This window comes from Rahnella sp. JUb53, assembly GCF_004346065.1.
Lineage (GTDB): Bacteria > Pseudomonadota > Gammaproteobacteria > Enterobacterales > Enterobacteriaceae > Rahnella > Rahnella variigena.
The window spans coordinates 322,429-347,890 of sequence record NZ_SLYT01000001.1 but is presented as its reverse complement, the minus strand read 5'-3'; the positions used below and the strand labels follow the sequence as shown (position 1 = coordinate 347,890).

Below are 25,462 nucleotides of genomic sequence, written 5' to 3'. Positions count from 1 at the left end.
CTGTTTTACTGACATGATCCGAGACTGATAAATCACGCCGTTTAAGGAAATACATCATGTCATCGTTTTCAGGTATCTGGGTCCCGCTGGTCACACCTTTCCATGAGGGTGAGATCGACTTTATTGCACTGAAATCTCTGTGCACCCGGCTGCTCAAACGGGGCGTTGATGGCGTTGTCGTCTGCGGAACCACCGGCGAAGCGCCGATGCTCACCAAAGAAGAACAGCTTCAGGTTCTGGATGCCGTGCTGGAAGTGGTACCCGGCCATCAGATCATTATGGGGCTTTCCGGCACCCACATGCCGGTTATCCGCGAAATGCAGGGTGCGATCCTTCAGCGACCTGTCGCAGGCCTTCTGATCCCCGCACCTTATTATATCCGCCCTTCTCAGGCCGCACTGGTGGCCTGGTTTACTGAGATTGCCGACCATTCCACCGTGCCGGTGGTGCTTTACAATATTCCTTACCGTACCGGCGTGCAGATGGAGCTGGAAACATTCCGCCAGCTGGCTAAACATCCGCAAATCAGCGCAGTCAAAGATTGTGGCGGCAGCATTGATCTGACGCTTTCACTTCTCGCTGACGGCGAACTGGATGTGCTGTGCGGCGAAGACGTGCAGATTTTCTCGACGCTGAGTCTGGGCGGCGCCGGTGCCATTGCCGCTTCTTCACATATTTTTCCGGAAGAGTTTGTTCAGCTTATCCGTCAGTTCAAAGAGCAGGATATTGCAGCGGCGCGTAAAACATTTTTCGGCCTGCTGCCAATGATCCGGCTGATGTTCTCTGCGCCGAATCCGGCGGCGATTAAATACGCCTTATCACTCGACGGCCTGATGAAAAATGAGCTGCGTTCACCGATGCTCCCTGCGCCGGAAAATGTTGAAGTGGCCGTCCGTGATTTCCTGAATCAGCATTCGCGTTAAAAACCTGAGGCACAGCAGAATATGAGCAGTCAGGCTCACTGTCACAATTAAAACACTGACATTTGCTCCCGCCGGTTCTAGGATAGAAGCAGTTTTTATATAGCCGAATCGCTGTCCCGTGAAACGCTTGTGTTTTACGGATCAGGCGGGTTGCTCATCCAATGGAGTGTTTATGAAACTGTATTATAAATCCGGTGCCTGTTCCCTCTCCCCGCACATCGTTCTTCGTGAAGCAGGTCTGGACTTCAGCATTGAAAAAGTTGATCTGGCGACCAAGAAAACCGAAACCGGTGATGACTTCCTCGCAGTGAACCCGAAAGGGCAGATCCCGACACTGTTGCTCAATGATGGCAGCATTCTCACCGAAGGCGTGGCTATCGTGCAGTATCTGGCCGATCAGAAACCTGATCGTCAGCTGATGCCGGAACAAGGTACGCTGGCTCGCTATCATGCGCTGGAATGGCTGAACTATATTGCGACTGAGCTGCATAAAGGCTTCTCTCCGCTGTTCAACCCAAAAACGCCGGATGATTTCAAAGCCGTGACCCGCGAAGCACTGAGCAAAAAATTTGCTTACGTGAATGAATCACTGAAAGACAATCAGTTCCTGCTGGGTGCCCGTTTCAGCGTGGCGGATGCGTATCTGTTCACCGTGATGGGTTGGGCAAAAGCACTGAAGTTTGACCTGAGCGCACTGACCGAACTGAATGCGTATCTGGATCGTGTGGCTGCGCGCCCTGCCGTTGATGCTGCACTGACGGCGGAAGGCCTGAAGTAATTTCCTGCGCCTGATACGTCTGTACAGACAGGCATAAATAAAAACGCCCCGGCTGTCACAGCACGGGGCGTTTTTTATGGAGATAAAATCTAGAGTTTGACCGCCGGGAAATGGTGCTCTGGTTTGACCATTTTGTCCTGCGCAGCCACGATTTGCAGCTCATACTCACCCATCGCGTGAGTGGTCAGCATGACTTCGTAAACCGCCGCAGTGACGTGTTCCAGCGCTTTATCCAGCGCTTCGCCTTTGAGCAGATTGACCAGCAGCAAACCGCTGGTCAGGTCACCGACCCCGACCGGCTGACGCACGCCAAAATCAACCAGCGGACGGTCGATATGCCAGGCTTCATCTGCCGTTACCAGCAGCATTTCAAAGCGATCGCTCTGATAACCGGCGCGGCTTAAATGTTTCACCAGCACAATTTTCGGGCCTTTACTGATTAGCTCACGCGCCGTCGCCACCGCTTCTTCAACACTTGCCACCGCATGGCCGCTGAGTAATTCCAGCTCCAGCAGGTTCGGGGCAATAATGTCGCAGTTAACCAGCGCCTGATTGCAATGGAACTCGGCAACGCCCGGTGCCACGATACAGCCCTTTTCAGGATGCCCCATGACCGGGTCGCAAAAATACCATGCATCCGGATTCGCCGCTTTCACCAGGCGGACAATCTCCAGAATGCTCTGTCCCTGCTCCGGCGAACCGATATAGCCGCTCAGCACCGCATCACAATCCTTCAGACGGTCAATCTCCGCAATCCCCTGCGCGATTTCAGTCAGATGTGTGGCGGGCATTACACAGCCAGTCCAGTGACCATACTGAGTATGATTGGAGAACTGAACGGTATTCAGCGGCCAAACGTTTGCGCCCATACGACGCATAGGGAATTCCGCCGCGCTGTTACCCGCGTGACCAAATACCGTGTGTGACTGGATAGAAAGAATGCTTTTCATGAGGAATTTCCGATTGCAACGTCATCGGGAGATGGCGGAATAACTGATATCTGTGAACAAAAACGGGAGGCCATTCGGCCCCCCGTTCTGCTTGCCTAAAACTTATGCCCAGAGCAACAGGGTGTAGTTCTTTTTACCGCGACGCAGCAAGGTATAACGACCAAACAGACGATCGCTGTCAGTGAAGCTGTATTCAGTGTCAGTCTGTTTTTCGCCGTTTACGGAAACCGCGTTGGAAGAAATCATGGTACGCGCCTGACCTTTCGACGGCGCCATACCTGCAATCACCAGAGCCTGTTGCAGGTCTGTGTCGCGTGGTACTTCAAACAGTTCCAGACCATCCTGCGCCAGCTGACCGAAATCGACTTCTGTCATTTCACTCAGGGAACCGGAGAACAGGCTCTGCGTGATACGTTTCGCTGCCGCCAGACCTTCTGCGCCGTGAACCATACCGGTTACTTCTTCCGCCAGAACGTACTGCGCGCGAGGCGCTTTGCCGCTGGTTTTGTCTTCTTCTTCCAGCGCATTGATGTCTTCAATGCTCATGAAGGTGAAGAATTTCAGGAAGCGGTAAACGTCGGCATCCGCTGTGTTGATCCAGAACTGGTAGAATTTGTACGGGCTGGTTTTCTTCGGATCCAGCCAGACTGCGCCGCCTTCGGTCTTACCGAATTTGGTGCCATCAGATTTGGTGATCAACGGAACGGTCAGACCGAACACTTGTTTCTGGTGCAGACGACGGGTCAGATCGATACCTGAGGTGATGTTGCCCCACTGGTCGGAACCACCGATTTGCAGCTCAACGTTGTGCAGATCGTAAAGGGACGCAAAATCATAACCTTGCAGCAGGTTGTACGAGAATTCGGTGAAGGAGATGCCGCTGTCATCGCGGTTCAGACGCTGTTTCACCGCTTCTTTGTTGATCATCTGGTTAACAGAGAAGTGTTTACCGATATCACGCAGGAAGGTCAGCACGTTCATGCCGCCGAACCAGTCGTAGTTGTTCGCGGTGATCGCGCTGTTATCGCCACAGCTGAAATCCAGGAACGGAGAAACCTGCTGACGGATTTTTTCCACCCACTCATTCACGGTTTCATTGGTGTTCAGCTTACGCTCGGTTGCTTTAAAGCTCGGATCACCGATAAGACCGGTTGCGCCACCGACCAGCGCCACTGGCTTGTGGCCGTTCAGCTGGAAGCGTTTCAGGCAAAGCAAAGGCACCAGATGTCCCAAATGCAAGCTGTCTGCGGTAGGATCGAAACCGCAATAGAGTGCAATTGGCCCTTGCGCCAGTCGCTCTGCTAACGCTTCTTCATCCGTTACCTGGGCAATGAGGCCCCGCTCTTGCAGTTGTTTAATCAGGTTGCTGCTCGCCATCAAAGACTCCGTTTGTTTGTACTTAGAAATATGTACTGAATGTGTGCAGATTCATGTCTGACATCATGCCGCGCATGTGCCCTTTCTCTCACCTTTCGGGGAACGACATAGAATAAAGCGCTCGTCGCCCGAGCGCTAGGGAATCACGTGTTTTTTCGTGGTTAAGGTGCGAGGCGGTCTATTTTCCAGCCAGTTTCTGTCTCAGCTTCATCACGCTGATAAATGAACCGGTCGTGCAGACGATGTTCGCCGCCCTGCCAGAATTCCATTGAATCCACTTTGACGCGAAAACCACCCCAGAAACTTGGCAACGGCACTTCACCATTACTGAATTTCTGTTTCAGTTCGAGGAATTTACTTTCCAGCACGCCACGCGCCGAAATGCGGGTGGATTGCTGAGAAACCCACGCGCCAATCTGGCTGTCTTTCGGACGACTGGTGAAGTATTTCATGACTTCCAGCGTGGATAAACGCTCTGCCTGACCGAGAACGTTGACTTGTCTGTCGAGCATATGCCAGGGGAATAACAGGCTGATACGGGAATTGCCCGCCAGCTGCTGCGCCTTACGGCTGCCGAGGTTGGTGTAAAACACCAGCCCTTTTTCATCATAATGTTTAAGCAGCACAATGCGCTGGAAAGGCTGTCCGTTTTCATCCACCGTCGCGACCACCATCGCCGTCGGATCGGCCAGACGGGCATCACACGCCTGTTTCAGCCAGCGCTCAAACAGCGGCAGCGGTTCCGGCGTTAAATCAGCGCGACGTAATCCGCCCCGGGTGTATTCACGGCGCGAGTCCGCAATATCAAATTCTTTATTATCAGCCATATGGATCAATTGCGTATCAAAGGAAGGTAGACGCATTGTGCACCCCCCGCGTCAGGATCTCAACGTTCCTGACGCGGGGTTTGGAAAGAGAAATTATGAAAAATGAAGCTACCCAAAGTAATTCGAGATGCAAAGGCGGCAAGTGAGGGGATCCCCGGGAGCATAGATAACTATGTGACCGGGGTGAGCAAACGCAGCCAACACATTTGCAGTTCGAAGTATGACGGGTAGGTTTATTTTTGAATGCAATCGTCGATGATGACGTTTTCACCACGCTGGACGAAAGCCTGATTACCTTTCGACCAGAACGTGTAACGGCCATCGCTGTATTTCGTGCCGGAAGCTGCCTCAACTTGTTTCAGTTTCAGCTGCTCGCCGTCCATCACCATATTGACCTGCTGTGCCGGTTTATCCAGCGTGACGGTCAGCGGCAATGTCCCGCACTGGTAGTGCAATTCCTGCCTCGGGCTTTCGGTCTGGTGACTGAACTGGCTACATCCGGCCAGCGTTAATCCTGCAAGAGAAGCGATGATCGCCTTTTTCATTCTGAACTCCCTGAGTGTTCTCGGTTTATCTGTTATGTACCATGACAGGTTGCACAACACATTGAGATAAAACCGAGAACGCGTCAGGCGCGGGTTGAAACCACCGGATAAATCGCCCCGAGCAAGGTTTCACGGCTGGCACCTGTGACGGAAGGCAGATTACCTGACTGACCCGATAAGGTTCTGAAAGCCAGCCAGGCAAACGCCAGCGCTTCCATATCATCACCGCTGATCCCGCAGGAGTCCGTAGTACACACTTCCGTGCCGGGAAGCATGGCTGACATGCGCGTCATCAGCAGAGGATTACGCGCACCACCGCCACAGACCATCAGACGGTCGCATCCGCCAGCTAATTGAACCTGCTCGGCGATACTGACTGCCGTGAGTTCAGCCAGCGTGGCCTGCACATCGGCAGGAGAAATTTCCGCTGAACGCGCCAGCTGCTTTTCCAGCCACGCCATATTGAAGTATTCACGACCGGTGCTTTTTGGTGCCGGTTCCGCAAAGTACGGGTCGGACAACATTTGCTGCAACAGCCGTAAATTCACCCGCCCCTCATTCGCCCACTCCGCGCCTTTATCATAAGGCTGCGCTTTATGACGCCAGATCCACGCATCCATCAGCATATTGCCCGGCCCGGTGTCGTAGCCGCGCACCGGCTGTCCCGGCAGTAACATGGACAAGTTCGCAATGCCGCCGATATTAAGGATCATTCTGCGCTCAGCCGGATCAGACAGCAGGGCCTGATGGAAGGCCGGAACCAGCGGTGCCCCCTGCCCGCCCCACGCCATATCGCGACGGCGGAAATCTCCGACAGTAGTAATGCCGGTCATGGCGGCAATGCGGTTGTTATCGCCCAGTTGCATCGAAAACGTAGTATCGCCTTTAGGCTGATGCCAGACCGTTTGCCCGTGGCAGCCAATCGCGGTGACTTCTTCCGGTGAAATATCGGCGCTTTTCAGCAGCCCTAAAATAGCCTCACCAAATAATATTCCCAGCTGAGTATCGAGCTTGCCGACCTCTTCCAGCGTCACCTGCTGTCCCTGGCACATGCCAAGAATGGCGTTTTTTAATGCAATGGGAATGGGATGCGAGTAACTGGCCTGTTGCGCGACCAGACGCTCGTCGATGGCAGCCAGCACAACATCCACGCCATCAAGACTGGTGCCGGACATCACGCCGATATAACGACCTGACTTCATAGATAACATCCTCAACTCCCGGAAAACATCCGACAAAAAGTAATAGTGACAGAGTAATCGGTATAGGAAGCATTGCGCCATGAGTTACTCAGTTTTTATTACACCCTGTGATGGCTTCGTGTTTTTCTTGTTACGAATTTTAATTTTTAAAAACAGGCTGGCGATAAATCGGCCAATAACAACATTCAAGGTGAAGATATTTGATCGCACTCACTGCTGTCTAAAACTTAAACCTGCGTTTATTATTAGTTGAACACGCCTCCTGTATACTTGGAGAAAGTGAAGTAACTATGGTATACGACCACCCTCGACACTGATGTTGAACTGTGTACTGTTTTTTCTCTGTTGTTGTGGCTAGTCTGAAAGCCGTACAGCAGCATAAAAAAGGAGCTATTTATGATTAAGCGTTTACTCGTCGTCGCACTTGCTGGCATTTCTCTTACTGGCTGCGTCAGCGATAACTCACTGTCTGGCGACGTTTACTCCTCGTCTCAGGCGAAACAAATTCAACAAGTGACTTACGGGACTATCGTTTCTACACGTGCGGTACAAATCCAGGGCGGCGATGATTCAAACATCGTCGGCGCACTTGGTGGTGCAGTACTGGGTGGTTTCCTGGGTAACACGGTTGGCGGCGGTACGGGTCGTAGTCTGGCAACGGCTGCGGGCGCAGTTGCCGGTGGCGTCGCAGGTCAGGGCGTGCAGAGTTCTCTTAACCGTTCTAACGGTGTAGAACTGCAAATCCGTCGTGATGACGGCACAACCATTCAGGTTGTTCAGAAAGCTGGCGCGACCAAATTCAGCGTAGGTCAGCGTGTCAGCATGGCGAGCAGCGGCAGCACCATTACCGTTTCCCCAAGCGCCTGATGCGTTCTGCTAGCAAATAACTGAAGCGCAAACAAAAAACCGAAGCCACTGGCTTCGGTTTTTTTTGTGTAGAGCAAATATGACGCTGTGTGACAAAAATAGATAAAAACCTGTTCTTATGATTTGCTTTGCAATGCAGCAATATTTTTTTCCAGCCGGGATAACATCCCGCCCAGTTGTTCGATTTCTGAAGAAGACATGCCAGACAAAATTTCTTTGCGCGTGGAATCGATAACCGACTCCATTTCATTAATGATTGGCGCGGCTTCTTCAGTCAGCTTGATGCGCTTAGCACGGCGATCGCTCGCACAAGTCTGACGGGTAATCAGTTTCTTTTCTTCCAGTTGATCCAGTGTACGCACCAGAGACGGCTGCTCAATCCCGATGGCTTTTGCCAGCTGAATTTGAGACTGCTCCGGAGGCAACATGTTGATATTGTGCAGTGTTACCCAGTGTGTTTGCGTGAGTTCCAACGGCTTTAACCGATCGTCAATCAACGCACGCCAGGCACGAACTAATCGTGCTAGATCTGACCCCAGATTCGATTCCAATTATCCCCTCCTTATAATTAGCATGCTAAGATAACTCCCCAGAGTTTAGCTTAGTTTTAGGAACTTTAATCGAGAAATTACAATTCTATATATAATGGTAGGTACTATTGCATCCGGGAGCGGAATCCCCGCTTTCAGATTTAATCTTGTTTATAACACAATCACCGGCAGAGATTAATATTGTGAATGCGCAAATGTTTCACTCAGGCTTCCCGCTACCGGATCTGGTCCTGGGTGCCTCACTTTATTTCCCCCCGATGTTCAAAGCGCTTTTACTGGGGCTGGTATTCTGGCTTCTGATACACCGACTGCTGCGCGACTGGATTTATTCTGGTGAAGTCTGGCATCCCACCCTGATGGATTTATCTCTTTTCGTTATCTCTATTTGTGCCGCACTGATACTTATGGTGAACCTCTGAAATGAAATTCAAGACCCTCAAATATTTCTCGACAGTGCTGGTTTTCGCCGTCGCAATTTGCGCCGGTTGGTGGATGTGGAATTATTATATGCAGTCGCCCTGGACGCGGGATGGCAAAGTACGTGCCGAAATTGTGGATATCACACCGGAAGTCTCCGGGCGGATCACGGAAATAAATATCCACGACAATCAGTTTGTTAAAAGTGGCGGTCGGCTGTTCAGTCTCGATCCTGTGCCGTTTAAAATCGCCGTCGATAATGCCGAAGCTGAAGTGGCGAAAGCAGCTGCTGATTTAGCCAAAGCCAATCATGAAGCCCAGCGACGTCGCGGGCTCGGCACCAACGTTATTTCCGCTGAATCCTTAGATGAATCAAATATCAGCGCCAAAGCGATGCAGGCACAATATCAGGCTGCGCAGGCGTCATTAGAACAGGCGAAGTGGAATCTGAGCAAAACGACTATTGTCGCGCCGACTGACGGTTATATCACCAATCTGCAAACCCGCAGAGGCAACTATGCCACCACCGGTACGCCGCTGGTCGGGCTGGTGGATATCCATTCGTTTTATGTTCTCGGCTATTTCGAAGAAACCAAACTTAAAAATATTCGTGAGGGAAATATGGCGGATATTACCCTCTTTAACGGCAATATTCCGTTGCAGGGGCGCGTGGAAAGTATTGGCCGTGCGATTTATGACCAGAGCCTCGATACTCAGGAAGATTTACTGATGAACGTAAAACCGAATGTACCGTGGGTGCGTCTTGCGCAGAGAATACCGGTGAGAATTAAGCTTGAAAATGTACCAGAGCATGTTGTTCTGGTAGCCGGAACGACCTGTACGATTTCCGTGCGTAATTAAGGTTGCGTCGTGAATATTTCCTGGCTCGAATGGAAAAACACGCCGTGGGGAAAAGCCACCGGCGGCCAATGGCGGTATGCCTTGCGCAACTCCATTGCGATGATACTCGCGCTGTATATCGCGTTTGAATTCCAGATGGACGAACCTTACTGGGCGCTGACGTCCGCCGCCGTGGTCAGTTTCCCGACCGTGGGTGGCGTCATCAGTAAAAGTATCGGCAGGATTATCGGCAGTTTGCTGGGTGCCATGGGCGCGGTATTTATTGCCGGACATTGTCTGAACGAGCCATGGCTGTTCACTTTCGCCATCGCGGCCTGGCTGGGGATTTGTACTTATGTCTCCAATCATTATCAGAACAACGTTTCTTACGCGTTTGCTCTGGCGGGATATACAGCCGCCATCATTGCGTTCTCAACGGTAGATGTCACAGATCCGACGCAGATTTTTGATATCGCTCAGGCCCGTGTGGGAGAAGTCGTCACCGGTATTTTGTGCGGTGGTTTTATGATGATGGTGCTGCCCAGCACCTCGGACGGCGACGCACTGCTCACCTCATTGCGTAAAATGCATACCCAGTTACTGGAACATGCGCAGCTGTTATGGCGCACAGAAATCTCCGACCAGATCCGCACCTCGCACGAAGGTTTGATCGGGCAAATCCTCACCATGAATCTGTTACGCATTCAGGCCGTCTGGAGCCATTACCGCCTGCGTCGTCAGAACAATGTGCTCAATTATCTGCTTCATCAGCAGTTGCGCATGACCAGTTATATTTCCAGCCTGCGTCGCATGTTGCTTAACTGGCCGACTCCGCCGGAAAATCTGACCGAAGTGCTGAGCGTTTTGCTCGATGAATTGCGCAAGCCCGATACAGATAAATACAAACTGTCGAAAATTCTCCAGCACATTAAACCTCACGACACCTCGGATTTTCGTCATCAGGCATTCTGGCAGCGGTTACGTGACTTTTGCTGGCTGTATCTGCGCAGTGAACGCTGGCTGCGCCGTGTGGAAAATGCCAATGTGGCGGAAGCTGAAACACTCCAGCCGCCCAAAATCAGCCATCTTGCACAGCACACCGATACGCTGGAAGCCGCTTATAACGGCCTGCGCACCTTTTTGTGTATTGTGATTGGCTGCGCCTTCTGGATGAGCACACAGTGGGATTCAGGCGCGGGGGCGGTGGCGCTGACCGCAGTCAGTTGCGTGCTTTATTCTTCGACGGCCTCCCCTATCAGCAGCGTCACTCTGTTAATTAAATCGCTGGGCTTACTGTTTGTCGGCTGTTTTCTGCTCAAGTTCGGGCTGATGGTTCAGATCGACAACTTTTGGGTATTCTGCGCTTTCTTCCTGCCGATGCTGGTCACGATGCAGATGATGAAATTACAGTACAAACGTTATGCCGGTTTGTGGGGACAAATGATTGTCTTCATGGGATCGTTTTTAGCGGTCACTAACCCGCCGGATTTCGACTATCAGTCCTTTATGAACGACGGCGTAGCCAAGATTGCCGGTGTGATGCTGGCGGGTATCGCGTTTCAGGTCCTGAGGCCAAGTTCGGATAAGCGTAAAAGTCGCCGCATCATCCGCGCCCTGCGCCGCGATTTTATGGATCAGCTCAGCCGCAAACCTTCGCTAAGCCATTTCCAGTTTGAATCGCTGATTTACCACCGGATGAATCAGCTCAGTCAAAGTAAAGATCAGCTCTCCCGCACCTGGCTGCTGCGCTGGGGCGTAGTGCTGCTCAATTGCAGCCACATTGTCTGGCAGTTACGTGAATGGGAAACCCGTTCGGATCCGCTTTCCGCGGTGCGTGACGTGTGTATTCATTGCCTGAAAGGCGTCATGACAGAACGCGGGGTCAGCCACGAAAATCTGGATGCTACGCTGACGGAGCTACTGCGGATGAGCAATTCACTGGCGCATCACCCTGAACCGGCGGCGCGGGAACTTGCAGGTGTTATCTGGCGTCTCTATTGCTCACTGTCGCAATTGCAGCAGGCCATTTCTTCAGATGAGGGTCCTGCAGCGCCGGTGGTCACTGCCACCAAACCTGCCTGACCTTTCCGTGCTTAATGCTTCAGGCTGCGGATATGCAGCCTGAAGCAGACGCGATTAAGGAACGTCGTAGCCCAGAGCGGCTTTACGAATGCGGAACCATTGCTGACGGGTCATGTCCAGTGACAATGATTTACAGGCTGATTTCACACGTTCAATTTTACCCGAACCGATAATCGGCAGAGGCTGAGATGGCAGACGCATCACCCAGGCGTAAACCACCTGTTCGATCGTATCGGCACCGATTTCGTTTGCCACCGCCTGAAGCTCATCGCGCAGCGGCTGGAACTCTGCGTCGCTGAACAAACGACCGCCACCCAGAGAGGACCACGCCATCGGTTTAATACGCAATTGCTGGCAGAGATCTAAGGTGCCATCGAGGATCGCCGGCTGATGGATCGGGGAAATTTCCACCTGATTCGTCGCCAGCTGGAACGGCAGGCGTGACTGCAACAGGCTGAACTGAGCCGGAGTAAAGTTGGACACGCCGAAATGTTTCACTTTGCCGCTTTTATGCAGTTGCGTGAATGCCTCAGCCACTTCATCGGCATCCATCAGTGGATCAGGGCGATGGATCAGCAGCAAATCCAGATAATCGGTATGCAGATTACTTAGCGATTTCTCGGCACGTTCCACGATGTACTTTGTATCTGTAATGTAGTGACCGATTTTGTTATCAGGATTGGCTCGCGTCGCTATGCCACATTTACTGACCAGTTGCATTTTTTCGCGAAGGGAAGGCTTGAGTCGCAAAGCCTCGCCGAACGCGGCTTCGCACTGATAATCACCGTAAATATCCGCATGATCGGCCGTGGTGATGCCCAGCTCAATATGCTGTTCCATGAAGGCCAGAATCTGTTGCGGCGTCATGTTCCATTCCATCAGACGCCAGTAACCGCAAATCAGTTTTGAGAATACCGGACCTTGAGGAGAAATCGGGGTACGCGCTTCCATTTTGAATCCCTTAAGTTTTTGATTTTCGACCGACAGAATACACAACGCCTGCGGCGCTGTATTGATGCGGAGCGTAAGAATTACAAAGAAGCAGACAGCCGTCACGACGCTGGCGGCCGGGATGGAAAATCAGAACAATTCCGGTTGTTCCGGCAAAGGTTCATCGGGTTGCTTTCCGGCCCGCTGCTGACGTAAAAGGCGCTGCTGACATAAACGCAGGACATGACGTTTTTCCGTATCCGTCATTTTCATCCAGCCGAAACGTTCCTCACGGCTGCGCAGGCAACCGCGACAATAACCGCGTTCATCGGCCTGACATATGCCACGGCACGGACTGGGGATTTCGAAAAATTCAAGTTGCTGGGCCACGCGCCCTCCGCAAATAACGGTGAACTTTTATTCAAGACGTTTTCTGCACATCCTGCAAGAGGATCTGCAAAAAGGCACAGGGCGCGTAGTCAGGCAGAGGCCAGATACGATAGAAAGAGGCATTGCGAAACGATCGTGGAGCGGGAATTATGTTCCTTAATGCCATAACGATCAGTCCATTAAATCCGGAGTTATTCAAATGACCAAGCTTTTCACCCCCATTGTTGTCGGCAAAAATACATTGCCTAACCGTGTTTTTATGGCGCCCCTTACCCGCCTTCGCAGCATCGAACCAGGTGACATCCCTACCCCGCTGATGGGCGAATATTACGCGCAGCGCCACAGTTCCGGCCTGATCATTACCGAAGCTACTCAGGTTTCCTTCCAGGCGAAAGGCTATGCCGGTGCGCCGGGTCTGCACACGCCAGAACAAGTGGCTGCGTGGAAAAAAATCGTCGCAGGCGTGCATCAGAAAAATGGCCACATTGCGGTTCAGCTTTGGCACACAGGCCGAATTTCTCATAACAGCGTTCAGCCGGATAACCAGACGCCGGTTGCGCCTTCTGCTGTGAACCCTGAAACACGCACCAGCCTGCGCGATGAGCAAGGCCACGCCATTCGTGTCGATTGCCCGACACCGCGCGCACTGGAACTGAGCGAAATCCCGGGGATCATCAACGATTTCCGCCACGCAGCAGAATGTTCTGCCGAGGCTGGTTTTGATTACATTGAGCTGCATGCGGCGCACGGTTACCTGTTGCACCAGTTCATGTCTCCGGCATCTAACCTGCGTGAAGACGAATACGGCGGCAGCATTGAAAACCGTACCCGCCTGACGCTGGAAGTGGTCGATGCCGCTATCGGCGCTATCGGCGCAGACCGCGTGGGTATCCGTATTTCACCAATGGGTCCGTTTAACGGGCTGGATAACGGTGAAGATCAGGAGCAGGCAGCTATCTATCTGCTGGATGAGCTGAACAAACGTAAACTCGCTTATCTGCATATTTCTGAACCTGACTGGGCAGGCGGCAAACCGTACTCGGCTGAATTCCGCGCGGTGATCCGTGCTCATTATCAGGGCGTGATTGTCGGGGCCGGCGCTTATACCGCTGAAAAAGGCGAAGAACTTATCGAAAAGGGTTACATCGACGCTGTGGCTTTCGGTCGCAGCTATATCGCTAACCCGGATCTGGTTGAACGCCTGAGATCCCACGCTCCGCTTAACGATCCACAACCAGAAACCTTCTACGGCGGCGGTGCTCAGGGTTACACCGACTACCCGACGCTGTAATGATTAAAAAAGAGTAACACCATCCTTGCAGCAGAAGAGGCCCTCCTTCTGCTGCTTTTTTTGTTCAGGCCTTCAGCAACCGAGCGTCGTTTTACAGACAAACTGGTCTCTATCAGTTAGGCTTGAATCGATAATTCTCATCCTGCAAATAAAGAGGAACCTATGCGTTTACTCCATACCATGCTTCGTGTTGGCGATCTGCAACGCGCAATCAGCTTCTATACCGATGTGTTAGGCATGCGCCTGCTGCGCACCAGCGAAAACACTGAATACAAATACTCTCTGGCATTCGTCGGTTACACCGATGAAAGCGAAGGCGCAGTCATTGAACTGACCTACAACTGGGGCGTTGACAGCTACGACATCGGCACCGCTTACGGGCACATCGCTCTGGGTGTCGATAACGTGGCACAAACCTGTGATGACATCCGCAATGCGGGTGGCAAAGTGACCCGTGAAGCCGGTCCGGTTAAAGGCGGCTCCACCATTATCGCCTTCGTTGAAGATCCGGACGGTTACAAAATCGAGCTTATCGAATCCAAACATGCGGGCCAGGGTCTGGGCAACTGATCCCCCTGAATGCTGAAAGGGGCGCAAATGCGCCCTTTTTTATTGCCCAATTTTTGCCGCAGCCCTGCAACGGACGGCAAAATTTGTCATAATGCGCGCTGAATTCGATGAAGATAAGAAACTAATGGCCGAGAATAGTGACATTAACGCCCTGAGAGGCCGTTTTCGTGGTTTTTATCCGGTAGTCATTGATGTTGAGACTGCCGGATTTAATGCCCAAACCGATGCGCTGCTGGAAATTGCAGCAATCACATTGAAGATGGATGAGGACGGCTGGCTGCAAAGCGATGAGACCGTGCATTTCCACGTAGAACCTTTTGAAGGTTCGGTACTGGTGCCGGAAGCGCTGGCGTTTAACGGTATCGATCCGACCAACCCGTTGCGCGGCGCAGTCAGTGAATATGAAGCCCTCCACGAGATTTTTAAAGTCATCCGCAAAGGGATGAAAGAGCAAAACTGTAACCGCGCAATCATCGTGGCGCATAACGCGAATTTCGATCACAGTTTTCTGATGGCGGCAGCCGAGCGCGCCGGGTTGAAACGTAATCCGTTCCACCCTTTCGCCACATTTGATACTGCGGCGTTAAGCGGACTGGTGCTCGGGCAAACGGTGCTGGCAAAAGCCTGTATCAGCGCGGGAATGGTGTTTGACAGCAGTCAGGCTCACTCTGCACTGTATGACACAGAACGCACTGCTGAGCTGTTCTGTGAGCTGGTGAACCGCTGGAAGCGTCTTGGCGGCTGGCCGTTGCCCCTGACCGCAGAAGAAGCGGAAGACGAAACCGCGCAGCAGGAAAATCAGCAGTAATCCGTACGGCTGGCTGGATCCAGAGATAAAAAAAGAGCGACGCAATGTCGCTCTTTTTGTTTTCACCCTCCTCAAAGGACGGCGGCCTTCTTAGAATTACTCTTCAGAAGATTTATATTTTTCAGCAGTTTCTTTAATCAGCTGCTGCAGTTCGCCGCGCTGAAACATCTCAACCACGATGTCACAACCGCCGACCAGTTCACCATCAACCCACAGCTGCGGGAAAGTTGGCCAGTTAGCAAACTTTGGCATTTCTGCGCGGATATCCGGGTTCTGCAAAATATCAACGTAAGCAAAACGTTCGCCGCAGGCTGAAAGCGCCTGAACAGCCTGAGCGGAAAAACCGCAGCTTGGCAGTTTAGGAGAACCTTTCATGTAAAGCAGGATCGGGTTTTCAGAAACTTGCTTCTGAATTTTTTCAATAGTTGGAGTGGTCATTTCTTGCTTCCTCAAGCCGGTACAGGCTGTCACGGTCATTACTCTTCACGCGCGGCACCCAAAAACGGTGCGCAAACATAATACTTTCTATTGTAACGACGCCAGCCATCAGATAAAAACGCCATTTTTTGTGGGGTCTTTCTCAATACTGGCATTTTATTAAACAATTTTTGGCGGCTGCGCTGAACATCACATATTTAAAGATTCATCGAGAATAACATTTTTGCCGTACGACGATAATGTCAGATTTGCAAAATCGTATTCTTTATCTCAAATATTAAGCTGATGAAAAATGGTCATTTTTTTTACTTAAAATGGCGCTTATTTCGACATAAAAAAAGCTATTAACTTTTTCTCACAATATGATCTAGAATCGAGTCAATTCGTGCTTTTTTGTCGGGTTCTTTTAAGCAATACTCTGACATCCCTGATGTTTAACCCAACCACTCATGGTAACGAAGCTATGCGCTTACTGTTCACGCTTTTTGTGCTGCTCTTTACCCAGCTGTTTCTTAATATGGCTCATGCATCGCCACAGACCCGCGTCTCTGCCGATCAGCGGAAGAGTCATGTTAATTCCGTGACGCCGGAAGAACGGCGAAAGCGAAAGACAGTGGCGGCGAAAACCAGTAAAAAAACAAAAGTCGCACCGGTGACAGAGAAAAAGACTCAGGAAAAAGCATCAAAATCGAAGAAGGTCAGCAGCACCGAACTGGTCAAACGCAAGACAACTTCTGAGAAAAGCGTAAAAACGACCCGGGCCGAAAGCAAAAAAGAAAAAACACTCAGGACAACGCGGGCCGAGAAAAAGACAGATAAAGCCACTAAATCACGAGCGCTTGCCAAAAACAGCAGTGAAAAAATCAGCAAGAAAGAAGCGTATGGCCGACACCGCAAAGGCAAGAAGTTACGCGAAGAAGACACCAAACCTATTACGCTGAGTGCGACACATAAAAAACGCTATCAGCATGCACAACAAACGGCGATGACTAAGCTGATGCACCAGGTCGGCAAACCTTATCGCTGGGGAGGAACTTCTCCGAATACCGGTTTTGATTGCAGCGGTCTGGTCTATTACGCTTACAAAGATTTGATCCGCATTAAAATGCCGCGCACGGCAAACGAGATGTACCACCTGCGCGATGCAGCGCCGGTGAAACGTGGCGAACTTGAAAGCGGTGATCTGGTGTTCTTCAGAATCAACAACCGCGGCGCAGCGGATCATGTGGGTGTTTATGTTGGCAACGGCAAATTCATCCAGTCGCCAAGAACCGGTGAAGACATCAAAATCACCTCACTGGGCGACGATTACTGGCAAGACCACTATGTTGGCGCACGTCGGGTGATGACCCCAAAAACAATCCGATAATAAACAATTCGTTAAGTCTGAGGTTTCGCTAATCAGCCATTGAATAGCACTTAACGAAGAGTTTCTGCAGGGAAGAGTATCGGCGGTAACGGTCACTGCGTAAAATTGAAAAGGGCGATTCCTGTGAAAGGTATCGCCCTTTTTTGTTGCGTCTCACTACTGTCTCACTGCCAGATTAGTTCATCACTGCCGTGAAGCTGAAAGCGATAATCATGAGCAAAGCGCATACCGTGGTGATCAACGATAATTTCAGGTTGCTGTCCATCAAACCCCCTTTCGGATCAAGTTGTGGCGTTTCTTTTAGCCACACTAAATGTGTGCCAACGCATTTTCGCATAATTCACTTTTAAAATCCTCTGCTGAATGAAAATGTGAACATGACAATTTTACTTCCACTTTCATGCATTATAAGAGAAAATTGTCGGTTAACACGCCTGTGTGCCGGTCGATTTCACCCGAGAGCATTTCACGCCTCATTCTGAAGAATCCACCCAATGATTACACTGCCCTTTTAGATGTCCGCAGTGTAATCAACGCAAGCAAACGATTAACATAATGCTAACGTGCTGAAGCACGGAAGTTCAGGAGTCATTCTTTACATGGCAACGATTAAAGATGTCGCAAAGCGCGCTGGCGTTTCCACTACAACCGTGTCGCACGTCATCAATAAAACACGTTTCGTCGCCGAAGAAACCAGGGAAGCGGTGCTGCTTGCCATTAAAGAGCTACATTATTCTCCGAGCGCCGTAGCCCGTAGTCTTAAAGTGAATAACACCAAGACGATTGGTCTGCTGGCAACCTCCAGTGAAGCGCCCTATTTTGCCGAGGTGATTGAAGCCGTCGAGAACAGCTGCTTCTCCAAAGGCTATACGCTGATCTTGTGTAACTCGCACAACAATCTGGAAAAACAACAGGCCTATCTGCAGATGCTGGCGCAAAAACGCGTCGATGGTCTGCTGGTCATGTGCGCGGAATACCCTGACGAATTACTCAATATGCTTGAAGAGTATCGTTCGATTCCGATGGTGGTGATGGACTGGGGCGAAGCGCGTAAAAACTTCACCGACAGCATTATCGATAATGCTTTCGAAGGCGGTTATATGGCCGGACGCTATCTGATCGAACGCGGGCATCGTGATATTGGCGTGATCCCGGGACAGCTGGCGCGTAACACCGGCGGCGGTCGTTTCCAGGGTTTTGTCAAAGCGCTGACGGAAGCCAATATCCCGCTTCGCGAAGAATGGGTGGTTCAGGGCGATTTCGAGCCGGAGTCAGGTTATCAGGCGATGCATAAGATTCTGATGCAGAAACAACGCCCCACCGCCGTCTTCTGCGGGGGCGATGTCATGGCAATGGGCGCAATTTGCGCCGCTGATGAGCTCGGATTGCGCGTCCCGCAGGATATTTCGGTGATTGGTTACGATAACGTGCGTAATGCGCGGTACTTCTCTCCGGCACTGACGACCGTGCATCAGCCGAAAGAACGGTTGGGTGAGATGGCCTTTACTATGTTGCTCGACCGCATCGTCAGCAAACGTGAAGAATCACAGACCATCGAGGTGCATCCGAAACTGGTTGAACGTCGTTCGGTGGCCGATGGCCCGTACCGCGACTATCGCCGTTAATGCTTGCCTTTAATCTTACATAACGCCTGCTTTTGCAGGCGTTTAATTTCTCAGTCCCGCAGCCATTCACGGTTCATCGTTTCTGTATCACCCATATATTCCAGCAACCACGCCAGTGAAGGTGACGGATTGCTCTGGTCCCACGTCAGGCAACATGGGCTGTCAGGGAAGGTATTCTCCAGCGCCAGAACCTGCAATGTCTGCTGTTCAATGTGGTGGCTCACGCGATGTACCGGCATCATTCCTACGCATAAACCTTCACTCAGACATTCAAGCGCGCAGGTCCAGTCCGGCACAACCAGACGCCGCTGGTTATCAAGCGTCCAGGTATCACGCTTGGGCAACGTCCGCGAGGTATCTTCAAGACACAATGCGGGATAAGGCCTGAGCTGGTCATCACTGAGCGCACCCGGTAACTGCGCCAGCGGATGCTGCGGGCTGACCACGCAGTGCCAGTCCATAAACCCCATGTCGCGAAAACTGAAACGACCACCAACCGGTATCGCCCGCGTCGCACCGATTGCCACATCAGCACGTCCGTCAACCAGTGCGTCCCACACACCATTAAACACTTCGGAATGAATAATCAGTTCCGTATCAGGAAAATGACGATAGAAATCCAGCACCAGTCGCCGGGTTCTTGCCGGTTTAACAATTCTGTCGACAGCAATACGTAACTCGCCCCGCCAGCCGTTGGCAACCTGCTGACACTGGCGTCGTGTAGCTATCATTTTTTTTATCAGAACCCGCGCTTCATCCACGAAAACTTTGCCCGCTGGCGTTAAAACGACGTCACGGTGTCGACGTTCAAACAAGGGCACCGCCAGCCATTGTTCGAGCTGACGAACGGTGTAGCTGATGGCAGAAGGCACCCGATGTAGATCCTGTGCCGCCGCACTGAAGCTTCCGGTTCTTGCCACCGCATCAACGACTTCCAGAGCGTATTCTGACCACATATTTTAGCCTTCAATATTTTTGATAGCAGAGTGCAAATATTAACGTTTCACAACGCTGTTATCAAAGCGTTAAAATCTGCCTCCGAACAGATCCCTGCATCAAATCATCTGCAATAAATAAATTAACGAGATAATAATGAAACCCTCCTTTGGATTTATGCTCTATCTGGCTGGCCTGAGCATGCTCGGCTTTTTAGCCACAGATATGTACCTCCCTGCGTTCAGCGCAATGCAAACCAGCCTGATGACCAGTCCGGGAATGATCAGCGCCAGCCTGAGTATTTTTCTCGGCGGATTCGCCATCGGACAATTGCTGTGGGGACCGCTGTCAGACCGCATTGGCCGCAAACCGGTTTTACTGCTCGGTCTGATGCTGTTTGCCGTCGGCTGTCTGGGCGTGATTTGGGTCGAGAACGTGCGCGCCCTTCTGGCGCTGCGTTTCTTACAGGCCATGGGCGTCTGTGCAGCCGCAGTGACCTGGCAGGCAATCGTGGTGGACCGTTTTTCAGCGGATGTCGCTAAAAAAACCTTCGCCAGCATTATGCCTTTAGTGGCACTTTCGCCGGCGCTGGCGCCTTTGCTTGGCGCCTGGGTGCTCAACCATTTTGACTGGGAAGCGATATTTGCCCTGCTGACTGCAGTGGCCGCCTTGTTGCTTATCGCCACCTTCACGCTGCGGGAAAATAAGCCGGCAGAACACAAATCTGCCGACAAAGCGGGCTTTGGCACGTTGCTGAAATCGCGCGTTTACAGCGGTAATGTCATGATTTACGCCGCCTGCTCCGCCGGTTTCTTTGCCTGGCTGACGGGGTCGCCGTTTATTCTGAGCGATATGGGCTATTCGCCGGGCGTGATTGGCCTGAGCTATGTTCCGCAGACCATCGCTTTCCTGCTTGGAGGCTTCGGCTGCAGGTTGCTCATCAGCAAGTTAGATGGGAATAAAATTTTACCCTGGCTGCTGACAGGGTATGGCCTGAGTGTTGCGGGTCTGTTCTGTGTCGCCATGTTCACTGATGCCGGGTTGGTGAGCTTGTTGATCCCGTTCTGTTTCATGGCTCTGGTGAATGGCGCAATCTATCCAATTGTTGTGGCAAATGCATTAATGCCATTTCCTGCTAATACAGGGAAAGCGGCTGCGTTGCAAAATACCCTGCAATTGGGATTGTGTTTCCTCGCCAGTTTGCTGGTTTCCGCATTTATTGCGCAACCATTAATAGCGACAGTCACCACCATGCTGTCTACACTATTGTTGGTAGTTTTGGGCCGGTGGATGTCTGTGCGACACAAAAATCCGCAATATACTGAGCAAAAGTCGGAGCAGGAAGCCTGAGCAAGCTTTGAAAGTTAATCGTTATAATGACCATAAGTTACAATCACTTAATGGTCATTTTCATTCATGACGATTAACTATTGAGAATGCCTGCGGGCGAGCCTATACTCAACAAAACCCAATAAAATAGCATTTTTACAAAACTTTTATTACATACTTAAGCCGGACGCGAGGAATGCGTCACACTATTTTTCCTAGTACGTTTTTCAAGGATGATTTTCCTGCGCGACTTGTGCCCGCAGGCGTTCTTCTAAATTTCCTCTGTTGGTGTCGGATATCGGACGAGGCGCTAGTCGTCTGTTCTCATAAAGACCTGCAAAAAATAGCCTTTGCTTTTCCCGGCAGGTTAATAAATCAGAAGAGAAAGTGATGGAGAAGCTATGAGTTCATCGTGTATAGAAGACCTAAGCATTCAGGATAATCAGTGGTATCGGATAGCCAGTGAAATGCTGGCAATGGCAGACATCCAGGTAAATGGTAATCGCCCTTTCGACCTTAAAGTAAAAAACACTGACTTTTTTAAGCGTGTTTTACAGGAAGGTTCTCTGGGTCTGGGTGAAAGCTATATGGATGGTTGGTGGGAATGCGACCGCCTTGATATTTTTTTCCAGCGTGTTCTCCGTGCAGGTTTGGAAAATAAACTGCCCCACCATTTTAAAGACACTCTGCGGGTAGCCGCGGCACGCCTGACCAATTTGCAATCGCGTAAACGTGCATGGATTGTCGGCAAAGAGCATTATGATCTGGGCAACGATTTATTCACACTGATGCTCGACCCGTATATGCAATATTCCTGTGGCTACTGGAAAGAAGCAACAACGCTGGAAGAAGCGCAGGAAGCAAAACTCAAAATGATCTGCGATAAACTGCAATTAAAACCGGGGCAGCGTTTGCTCGATATTGGTTGCGGCTGGGGTGGATTGTCAGAGTTTGCGGCACGCAATTATGGTGTCAGTGTCGTTGGTGTCACTATTTCCGCAGAACAACAAAAGCTCGCGCAAAAAAGATGTGAAGGACTGGATGTCACCATCCTCCTACAGGATTACCGTGACCTCAACGATCAGTTTGACCGGATTGTCTCGGTCGGGATGTTCGAGCATGTCGGTCCGAAGAATTACCAGACATACTTTAATGTCGCCAAACGTAATATCAAACCTGACGGCATTTTCCTGCTGCACACTATTGGTTCTAACAAAACAGATCTTAACGTCGACCCGTGGATTGATAAATATATCTTCCCGAACGGCTGCCTGCCTTCTGTTCAGCAAATTGCGCAAACCAGCGAATCTTTGTTTGTCATGGAAGACTGGCACAATATCGGCGCGGATTATGACCGTACACTGATGGCGTGGCATGAACGTTTCCAGAAACACTGGCCTGAACTGGCAGAAAAATATGGCGATCGTTTCCACCGCATGTTCACGTATTATCTCAATGCCTGCGCAGGGGCATTCAGGGCTCGTGATATTCAGCTCTGGCAAGTGGTATTCAGTCCTGAAGGCGTTGACGGCGGAATGCGCGTTCCACGTTAATCCCCTTTGACAGCAACTGAACGACATAAAAAAACCGGACCTGAAAGTCCGGTTTTTCTTTTTGCAGTCTCTGCGAAATCTGGATGGAAATGATGTTATTCAGACTTCTCGATCATGGCTTGCGCGGTAGCAATTGCAGCTTCACGGCTGGCCAGAACGCGTTCGACCGTATCGACAATGGCCTGAGTCTGCGGGTCGATTTCGATATTGATTTTATCGCCCAGACGTTTAGTCCCCAGCGTGGTGCGTTGCAACGTTTCCGGAATTAAATGTACGCAGAAACGGGTACGGGTGACTTCGCCGACGGTCAGACTAATACCATCAATGCCGATATAACCTTTATGTAATACATACTTCATCAGATCTTCATGTGGCATACGGAACCAGATCTGCCGGTTATTTTCTGACGTCAAAATCTTCGCCACTTCTGCGGTACAAATAATATGTCCCGACATCAGATGGCCGCCGATTTCATCATTGAAACGCGCAGCACGTTCCAGATTCACAGAGTCGCCGACGTTGAGATCATCCAAATTGGTCAGACGAAGCGTTTCTTTGATCAGGTCGAAGCTGACCAGGTCGCCATTGACCTCTGTCACCGTCAGGCAGCAACCATTATGTGAAACAGAAGCGCCCAGTTCCAAATTGTCGAGCATATCTTCCGGCATGCGAACAACGTGGGTTCTGAAATTAGGTTTTTCGTCGATCGATACGACCGTTCCGGTTCCCTGAACAATTCCGGTAAACATAGTCTTTCCTCAATTCATAAGTCTGCTGTATTAAAAACGAAACTCTTGTCAGTTTGCCGCAGATTTAATGGAAAGCCAAATCTTCACGGGCAGAAATAGCACCCTCTGCTTTCATTTCATTATTTAACCGCTTGTTAACAGCTTTATTTGCTTAAAAATACCGACAATGTACAATCTTCGGACTATTTCCCACTCTTTATTGCCACCCTTCGTGGCGTTTTTTATTCAGTATAATCAACGAAAAAAGGTGTATCTGTGCAGAAGTACCTTGCAGAGGCGCGGATTTTATTAGCGCTTGCCATTCCGGTCATCCTTGCGCAAATCGCTCAGACTTCCATGGGCGTTGTCGACACCATAATGGCCGGTTCGGTCAGTGCCACGGACATGGCCGCCGTCGCCGTCGGGACCTCCATCTGGTTGCCCGCGATCTTATTCGGACATGGTTTGTTACTGTCCCTGACGCCAACCATCGCGCACTTAAACGGTGCCGGTCGTCGCGACAAAATTGGTCATCAGGTTCAGCAGGGATTCTGGCTGGCCTCCGGCGTGTCCGTGCTGGTCATCGCCGTACTCTATCAGTGCGACCATATCCTCGGCCTGATGCACAATATTGATCCGGAGCTGAAAGAAAAGGCTGTCGGTTATTTGCATGCCATCATGTGGGGCGCTCCGGGTTATTTGTTCTTCCAGGTGCTGCGCGACCAGTGTGAAGGCTTGTCCAAAACCAAGCCGGGGATGGTATTTGGCTTTATCGGTTTACTGGTGAATATTCCCGTTAACTATATTTTCATCTACGGTAAATTCGGCGCGCCTGCCCTTGGCGGTGTCGGCTGCGGCGTCGCCACGGGCACCGTCTACTGGGTAATGTTCTTTATGATGCGATTTTATGTCCGTCATAACCGTGCCCTGCGTGACACTCAGCCTGTTTCGCGTTTTGCCAAACCCGACTGGGCGACACTACGCCGTCTTTCACAACTCGGCCTGCCGATTGCACTGGCATTATTCTTCGAAGTCACGCTGTTCGCTATCGTGGCCCTGCTGGTTTCTCCGCTGGGGATCGTGGCCGTGGCCAGCCATCAGATAGCCCTTAACGTCGGCTCACTGATGTTTGTCGTACCACTTTCACTCGGTGTGGCAGCGACAATTCGGGTGGGTTCAAAGCTTGGGGAATCTTCCGTTGAAGGTGCGAAAGTCGCCGCTTATACCAGTATCGTGACCGGTATTCTCATGGCCTGTTGCACCGCGACGACGGCGATTTTGTTCCGTGAACACATTGCCGCGCTGTATAACGACAGCCCGGAAGTGGTGATGCTGGCCTCGCACCTGCTTATTTTTGCGGCGTTATTCCAGATTTCAGACGCCATCCAGGTGATTGGCAGCGGCATTCTGCGCGGCTATAAAGATACACGCTCTATCTTCTATATTACGTTCATCGCCTATTGGGTGCTGGGACTGCCGGTCGGTTACATGCTGGGCCTTACCGATTTGCTGGTGCCGAGAATGGGACCAAGTGGTTTCTGGTGCGGATTTATTCTGGGACTGACCTTTGCGGCGCTAATGATGACCTTGCGCATGCGCTGGTTGCAGAAGCAACCGTCCTACACAATTTTGCAAAAAGCCGGTCGCTGATCCTCTGCTCTTGCCCACGCGCTGAAATTATCTCCTGGAAGCGCGTGGTTTTTAGGGTCTGCATAGTGGCTGTTATGCCTAAAAAAACAACGCAATGCGCATTAGCTCGACAGTCACGCACAATATGACAGGAAAATGTCTTTTTTCCCTTGCCAGTATTCAGAGAGGTCGTTAATATTCGTCCCCGTCGCCAACACTGGCTGACAAACAGAAAAACGATGCGTCCGTAGCTCAGTTGGTTAGAGCACCACCTTGACATGGTGGGGGTCGGTGGTTCGAGTCCACTCGGACGCACCAATTTTCTCGCAGTACCGTTGCATGATGTGCGTCCGTAGCTCAGTTGGTTAGAGCACCACCTTGACATGGTGGGGGTCGGTGGTTCGAGTCCACTCGGACGCACCAAAGCAACGTTCTCTCTTTCCTACCTGATGTAAACCTGATTCGCCTCCCAACACTAAAATCCCTGAACGTTCTGCCTGCTTTTCT

The 25,462-nt window shown here is 51.1% G+C and carries 25 protein-coding genes and 2 tRNA genes; 16 read left to right on the top strand and 11 right to left on the bottom strand.

Annotated features, from left to right (window positions below; genetic code table 11):
• The first annotated feature begins 56 nt into the window (after positions 1-56).
• A complete protein-coding gene (dapA, locus tag EC840_RS01710; RefSeq protein ID WP_132963834.1) occupies positions 57-923 on the top strand; it encodes a 4-hydroxy-tetrahydrodipicolinate synthase in 867 nt (288 codons plus the stop codon).
• A 172-nt stretch (positions 924-1,095) separates the two neighbouring features.
• Entirely contained in the window at positions 1,096-1,701 is a 606-nt protein-coding gene (gstA, locus tag EC840_RS01705; RefSeq protein ID WP_112287921.1) for a glutathione transferase GstA, read from the top strand.
• A gap of 89 nt (positions 1,702-1,790) precedes the next feature.
• On the opposite strand, the gene pdxY is transcribed toward gstA, so the two are convergent.
• From pdxY to anmK, 5 genes are all read right to left on the bottom strand, one after another.
• Positions 1,791-2,651: a pyridoxal kinase PdxY gene (pdxY, locus tag EC840_RS01700; RefSeq protein WP_132963833.1), complete on the bottom strand. Its 861-nt coding sequence runs from the start codon at positions 2,649-2,651 to the stop codon at positions 1,791-1,793.
• 102 nt (positions 2,652-2,753) lie between these two features.
• Complete coding sequence (tyrS, locus tag EC840_RS01695) at positions 2,754-4,028, bottom strand: tyrosine--tRNA ligase (RefSeq protein WP_129638569.1); 1,275 nt, start codon at positions 4,026-4,028, stop codon at positions 2,754-2,756.
• Positions 4,029-4,189: 161 nt separating this feature from the next.
• A complete protein-coding gene (pdxH, locus tag EC840_RS01690) occupies positions 4,190-4,855 on the bottom strand; it encodes a pyridoxamine 5'-phosphate oxidase (RefSeq protein ID WP_112288004.1) in 666 nt (221 codons plus the stop codon).
• A gap of 233 nt (positions 4,856-5,088) precedes the next feature.
• On the bottom strand, positions 5,089-5,400 hold the full coding sequence (locus EC840_RS01685) for an MliC family protein (RefSeq protein ID WP_129638568.1): 312 nt from the start codon (positions 5,398-5,400) through the stop codon (positions 5,089-5,091).
• A gap of 83 nt (positions 5,401-5,483) precedes the next feature.
• Positions 5,484-6,602, bottom strand: a complete 1,119-nt coding sequence (gene anmK / locus EC840_RS01680) for an anhydro-N-acetylmuramic acid kinase (RefSeq protein ID WP_132963832.1) — start codon at positions 6,600-6,602, stop codon at positions 5,484-5,486.
• Between the two features lie 396 nt (positions 6,603-6,998).
• On the opposite strand from anmK, the gene EC840_RS01675 reads away from it, so the two are divergent.
• The gene (locus EC840_RS01675) at positions 6,999-7,469 is read left to right on the top strand and encodes a glycine zipper 2TM domain-containing protein (RefSeq protein ID WP_112287927.1); all 471 of its coding nucleotides are present in this window, start codon (positions 6,999-7,001) and stop codon (positions 7,467-7,469) included.
• A gap of 116 nt (positions 7,470-7,585) precedes the next feature.
• On the opposite strand, the gene slyA is transcribed toward EC840_RS01675, so the two are convergent.
• Entirely contained in the window at positions 7,586-8,020 is a 435-nt protein-coding gene (gene slyA, locus EC840_RS01670; protein WP_112287928.1) for a transcriptional regulator SlyA, read from the bottom strand.
• Between the two features lie 194 nt (positions 8,021-8,214).
• Here slyA and EC840_RS01665 point away from each other — a divergent pair, with 194 nt between their 5' ends.
• The 3 genes from EC840_RS01665 to EC840_RS01655 are packed head-to-tail and all read left to right on the top strand — an operon-like array spanning position 8,215 to position 11,359.
• On the top strand, positions 8,215-8,439 hold the full coding sequence (locus tag EC840_RS01665) for a DUF1656 domain-containing protein (protein ID WP_112288005.1): 225 nt from the start codon (positions 8,215-8,217) through the stop codon (positions 8,437-8,439).
• Between the two features lies 1 nt (position 8,440).
• Entirely contained in the window at positions 8,441-9,298 is an 858-nt protein-coding gene (locus EC840_RS01660; RefSeq protein WP_132963831.1) for an HlyD family secretion protein, read from the top strand.
• Between the two features lie 9 nt (positions 9,299-9,307).
• Positions 9,308-11,359: an FUSC family protein gene (locus EC840_RS01655; RefSeq protein ID WP_132963830.1), complete on the top strand. Its 2,052-nt coding sequence runs from the start codon at positions 9,308-9,310 to the stop codon at positions 11,357-11,359.
• A gap of 54 nt (positions 11,360-11,413) precedes the next feature.
• On the opposite strand, the gene EC840_RS01650 is transcribed toward EC840_RS01655, so the two are convergent.
• Both EC840_RS01650 and EC840_RS01645 read right to left on the bottom strand, forming a co-directional pair.
• Positions 11,414-12,310 (bottom strand): aldo/keto reductase family oxidoreductase, encoded by an 897-nt coding sequence (locus EC840_RS01650; RefSeq protein ID WP_132963829.1) that lies wholly within the window; start codon positions 12,308-12,310, stop codon positions 11,414-11,416.
• Between the two features lie 129 nt (positions 12,311-12,439).
• On the bottom strand, positions 12,440-12,679 hold the full coding sequence (locus EC840_RS01645) for a DUF1289 domain-containing protein (protein ID WP_112287932.1): 240 nt from the start codon (positions 12,677-12,679) through the stop codon (positions 12,440-12,442).
• Between the two features lie 193 nt (positions 12,680-12,872).
• Here EC840_RS01645 and EC840_RS01640 point away from each other — a divergent pair, with 193 nt between their 5' ends.
• The 3 genes from EC840_RS01640 to rnt all read left to right on the top strand — a co-directional run bounded on the left by EC840_RS01640 (position 12,873) and on the right by rnt (position 15,348).
• The gene (locus EC840_RS01640; protein ID WP_129638564.1) at positions 12,873-13,970 is read left to right on the top strand and encodes an alkene reductase; all 1,098 of its coding nucleotides are present in this window, start codon (positions 12,873-12,875) and stop codon (positions 13,968-13,970) included.
• Positions 13,971-14,132: 162 nt separating this feature from the next.
• Positions 14,133-14,540, top strand: coding sequence for a lactoylglutathione lyase (gene gloA / locus EC840_RS01635; protein ID WP_112287933.1), 408 nt, complete (start codon positions 14,133-14,135; stop codon positions 14,538-14,540).
• A gap of 91 nt (positions 14,541-14,631) precedes the next feature.
• Positions 14,632-15,348, top strand: a complete 717-nt coding sequence (rnt, locus tag EC840_RS01630; protein ID WP_132963828.1) for a ribonuclease T — start codon at positions 14,632-14,634, stop codon at positions 15,346-15,348.
• Positions 15,349-15,444: 96 nt separating this feature from the next.
• Here rnt and EC840_RS01625 read toward each other — a convergent pair whose 3' ends face one another.
• Positions 15,445-15,786: a Grx4 family monothiol glutaredoxin gene (locus tag EC840_RS01625; protein ID WP_015697793.1), complete on the bottom strand. Its 342-nt coding sequence runs from the start codon at positions 15,784-15,786 to the stop codon at positions 15,445-15,447.
• A 463-nt stretch (positions 15,787-16,249) separates the two neighbouring features.
• Here EC840_RS01625 and EC840_RS01620 point away from each other — a divergent pair, with 463 nt between their 5' ends.
• Together EC840_RS01620 and purR are read left to right on the top strand one after the other, a co-directional pair.
• A complete protein-coding gene (locus tag EC840_RS01620) occupies positions 16,250-17,155 on the top strand; it encodes a C40 family peptidase (protein WP_132964096.1) in 906 nt (301 codons plus the stop codon).
• A gap of 599 nt (positions 17,156-17,754) precedes the next feature.
• Positions 17,755-18,780 (top strand): HTH-type transcriptional repressor PurR, encoded by a 1,026-nt coding sequence (gene purR / locus EC840_RS01610; RefSeq protein WP_112287937.1) that lies wholly within the window; start codon positions 17,755-17,757, stop codon positions 18,778-18,780.
• 50 nt (positions 18,781-18,830) lie between these two features.
• Here the strand turns inward: purR and punR are convergent, their stop codons facing one another.
• Positions 18,831-19,736, bottom strand: coding sequence for a DNA-binding transcriptional activator PunR (gene punR, locus EC840_RS01605; RefSeq protein ID WP_132963827.1), 906 nt, complete (start codon positions 19,734-19,736; stop codon positions 18,831-18,833).
• Positions 19,737-19,872: 136 nt separating this feature from the next.
• Here punR and punC point away from each other — a divergent pair, with 136 nt between their 5' ends.
• Complete coding sequence (gene punC / locus EC840_RS01600) at positions 19,873-21,066, top strand: purine nucleoside transporter PunC (RefSeq protein ID WP_129638561.1); 1,194 nt, start codon at positions 19,873-19,875, stop codon at positions 21,064-21,066.
• 380 nt (positions 21,067-21,446) lie between these two features.
• On the top strand, positions 21,447-22,598 hold the full coding sequence (cfa, locus tag EC840_RS01595; RefSeq protein WP_120161795.1) for a cyclopropane fatty acyl phospholipid synthase: 1,152 nt from the start codon (positions 21,447-21,449) through the stop codon (positions 22,596-22,598).
• Between the two features lie 95 nt (positions 22,599-22,693).
• Here the strand turns inward: cfa and EC840_RS01590 are convergent, their stop codons facing one another.
• On the bottom strand, positions 22,694-23,347 hold the full coding sequence (locus EC840_RS01590; protein ID WP_129638560.1) for a riboflavin synthase subunit alpha: 654 nt from the start codon (positions 23,345-23,347) through the stop codon (positions 22,694-22,696).
• A gap of 255 nt (positions 23,348-23,602) precedes the next feature.
• Between EC840_RS01590 and EC840_RS01585 the strand changes: the two genes are divergently transcribed.
• From EC840_RS01585 to EC840_RS01575, 3 genes are all read left to right on the top strand, one after another.
• A complete protein-coding gene (locus tag EC840_RS01585; protein WP_112287942.1) occupies positions 23,603-24,976 on the top strand; it encodes an MATE family efflux transporter in 1,374 nt (457 codons plus the stop codon).
• A 220-nt stretch (positions 24,977-25,196) separates the two neighbouring features.
• Positions 25,197-25,273 (top strand) — tRNA-Val (locus tag EC840_RS01580).
• Between the two features lie 28 nt (positions 25,274-25,301).
• Positions 25,302-25,378 (top strand) — tRNA-Val (locus tag EC840_RS01575).
• The last annotated feature ends 84 nt before the right edge of the window (positions 25,379-25,462 follow it).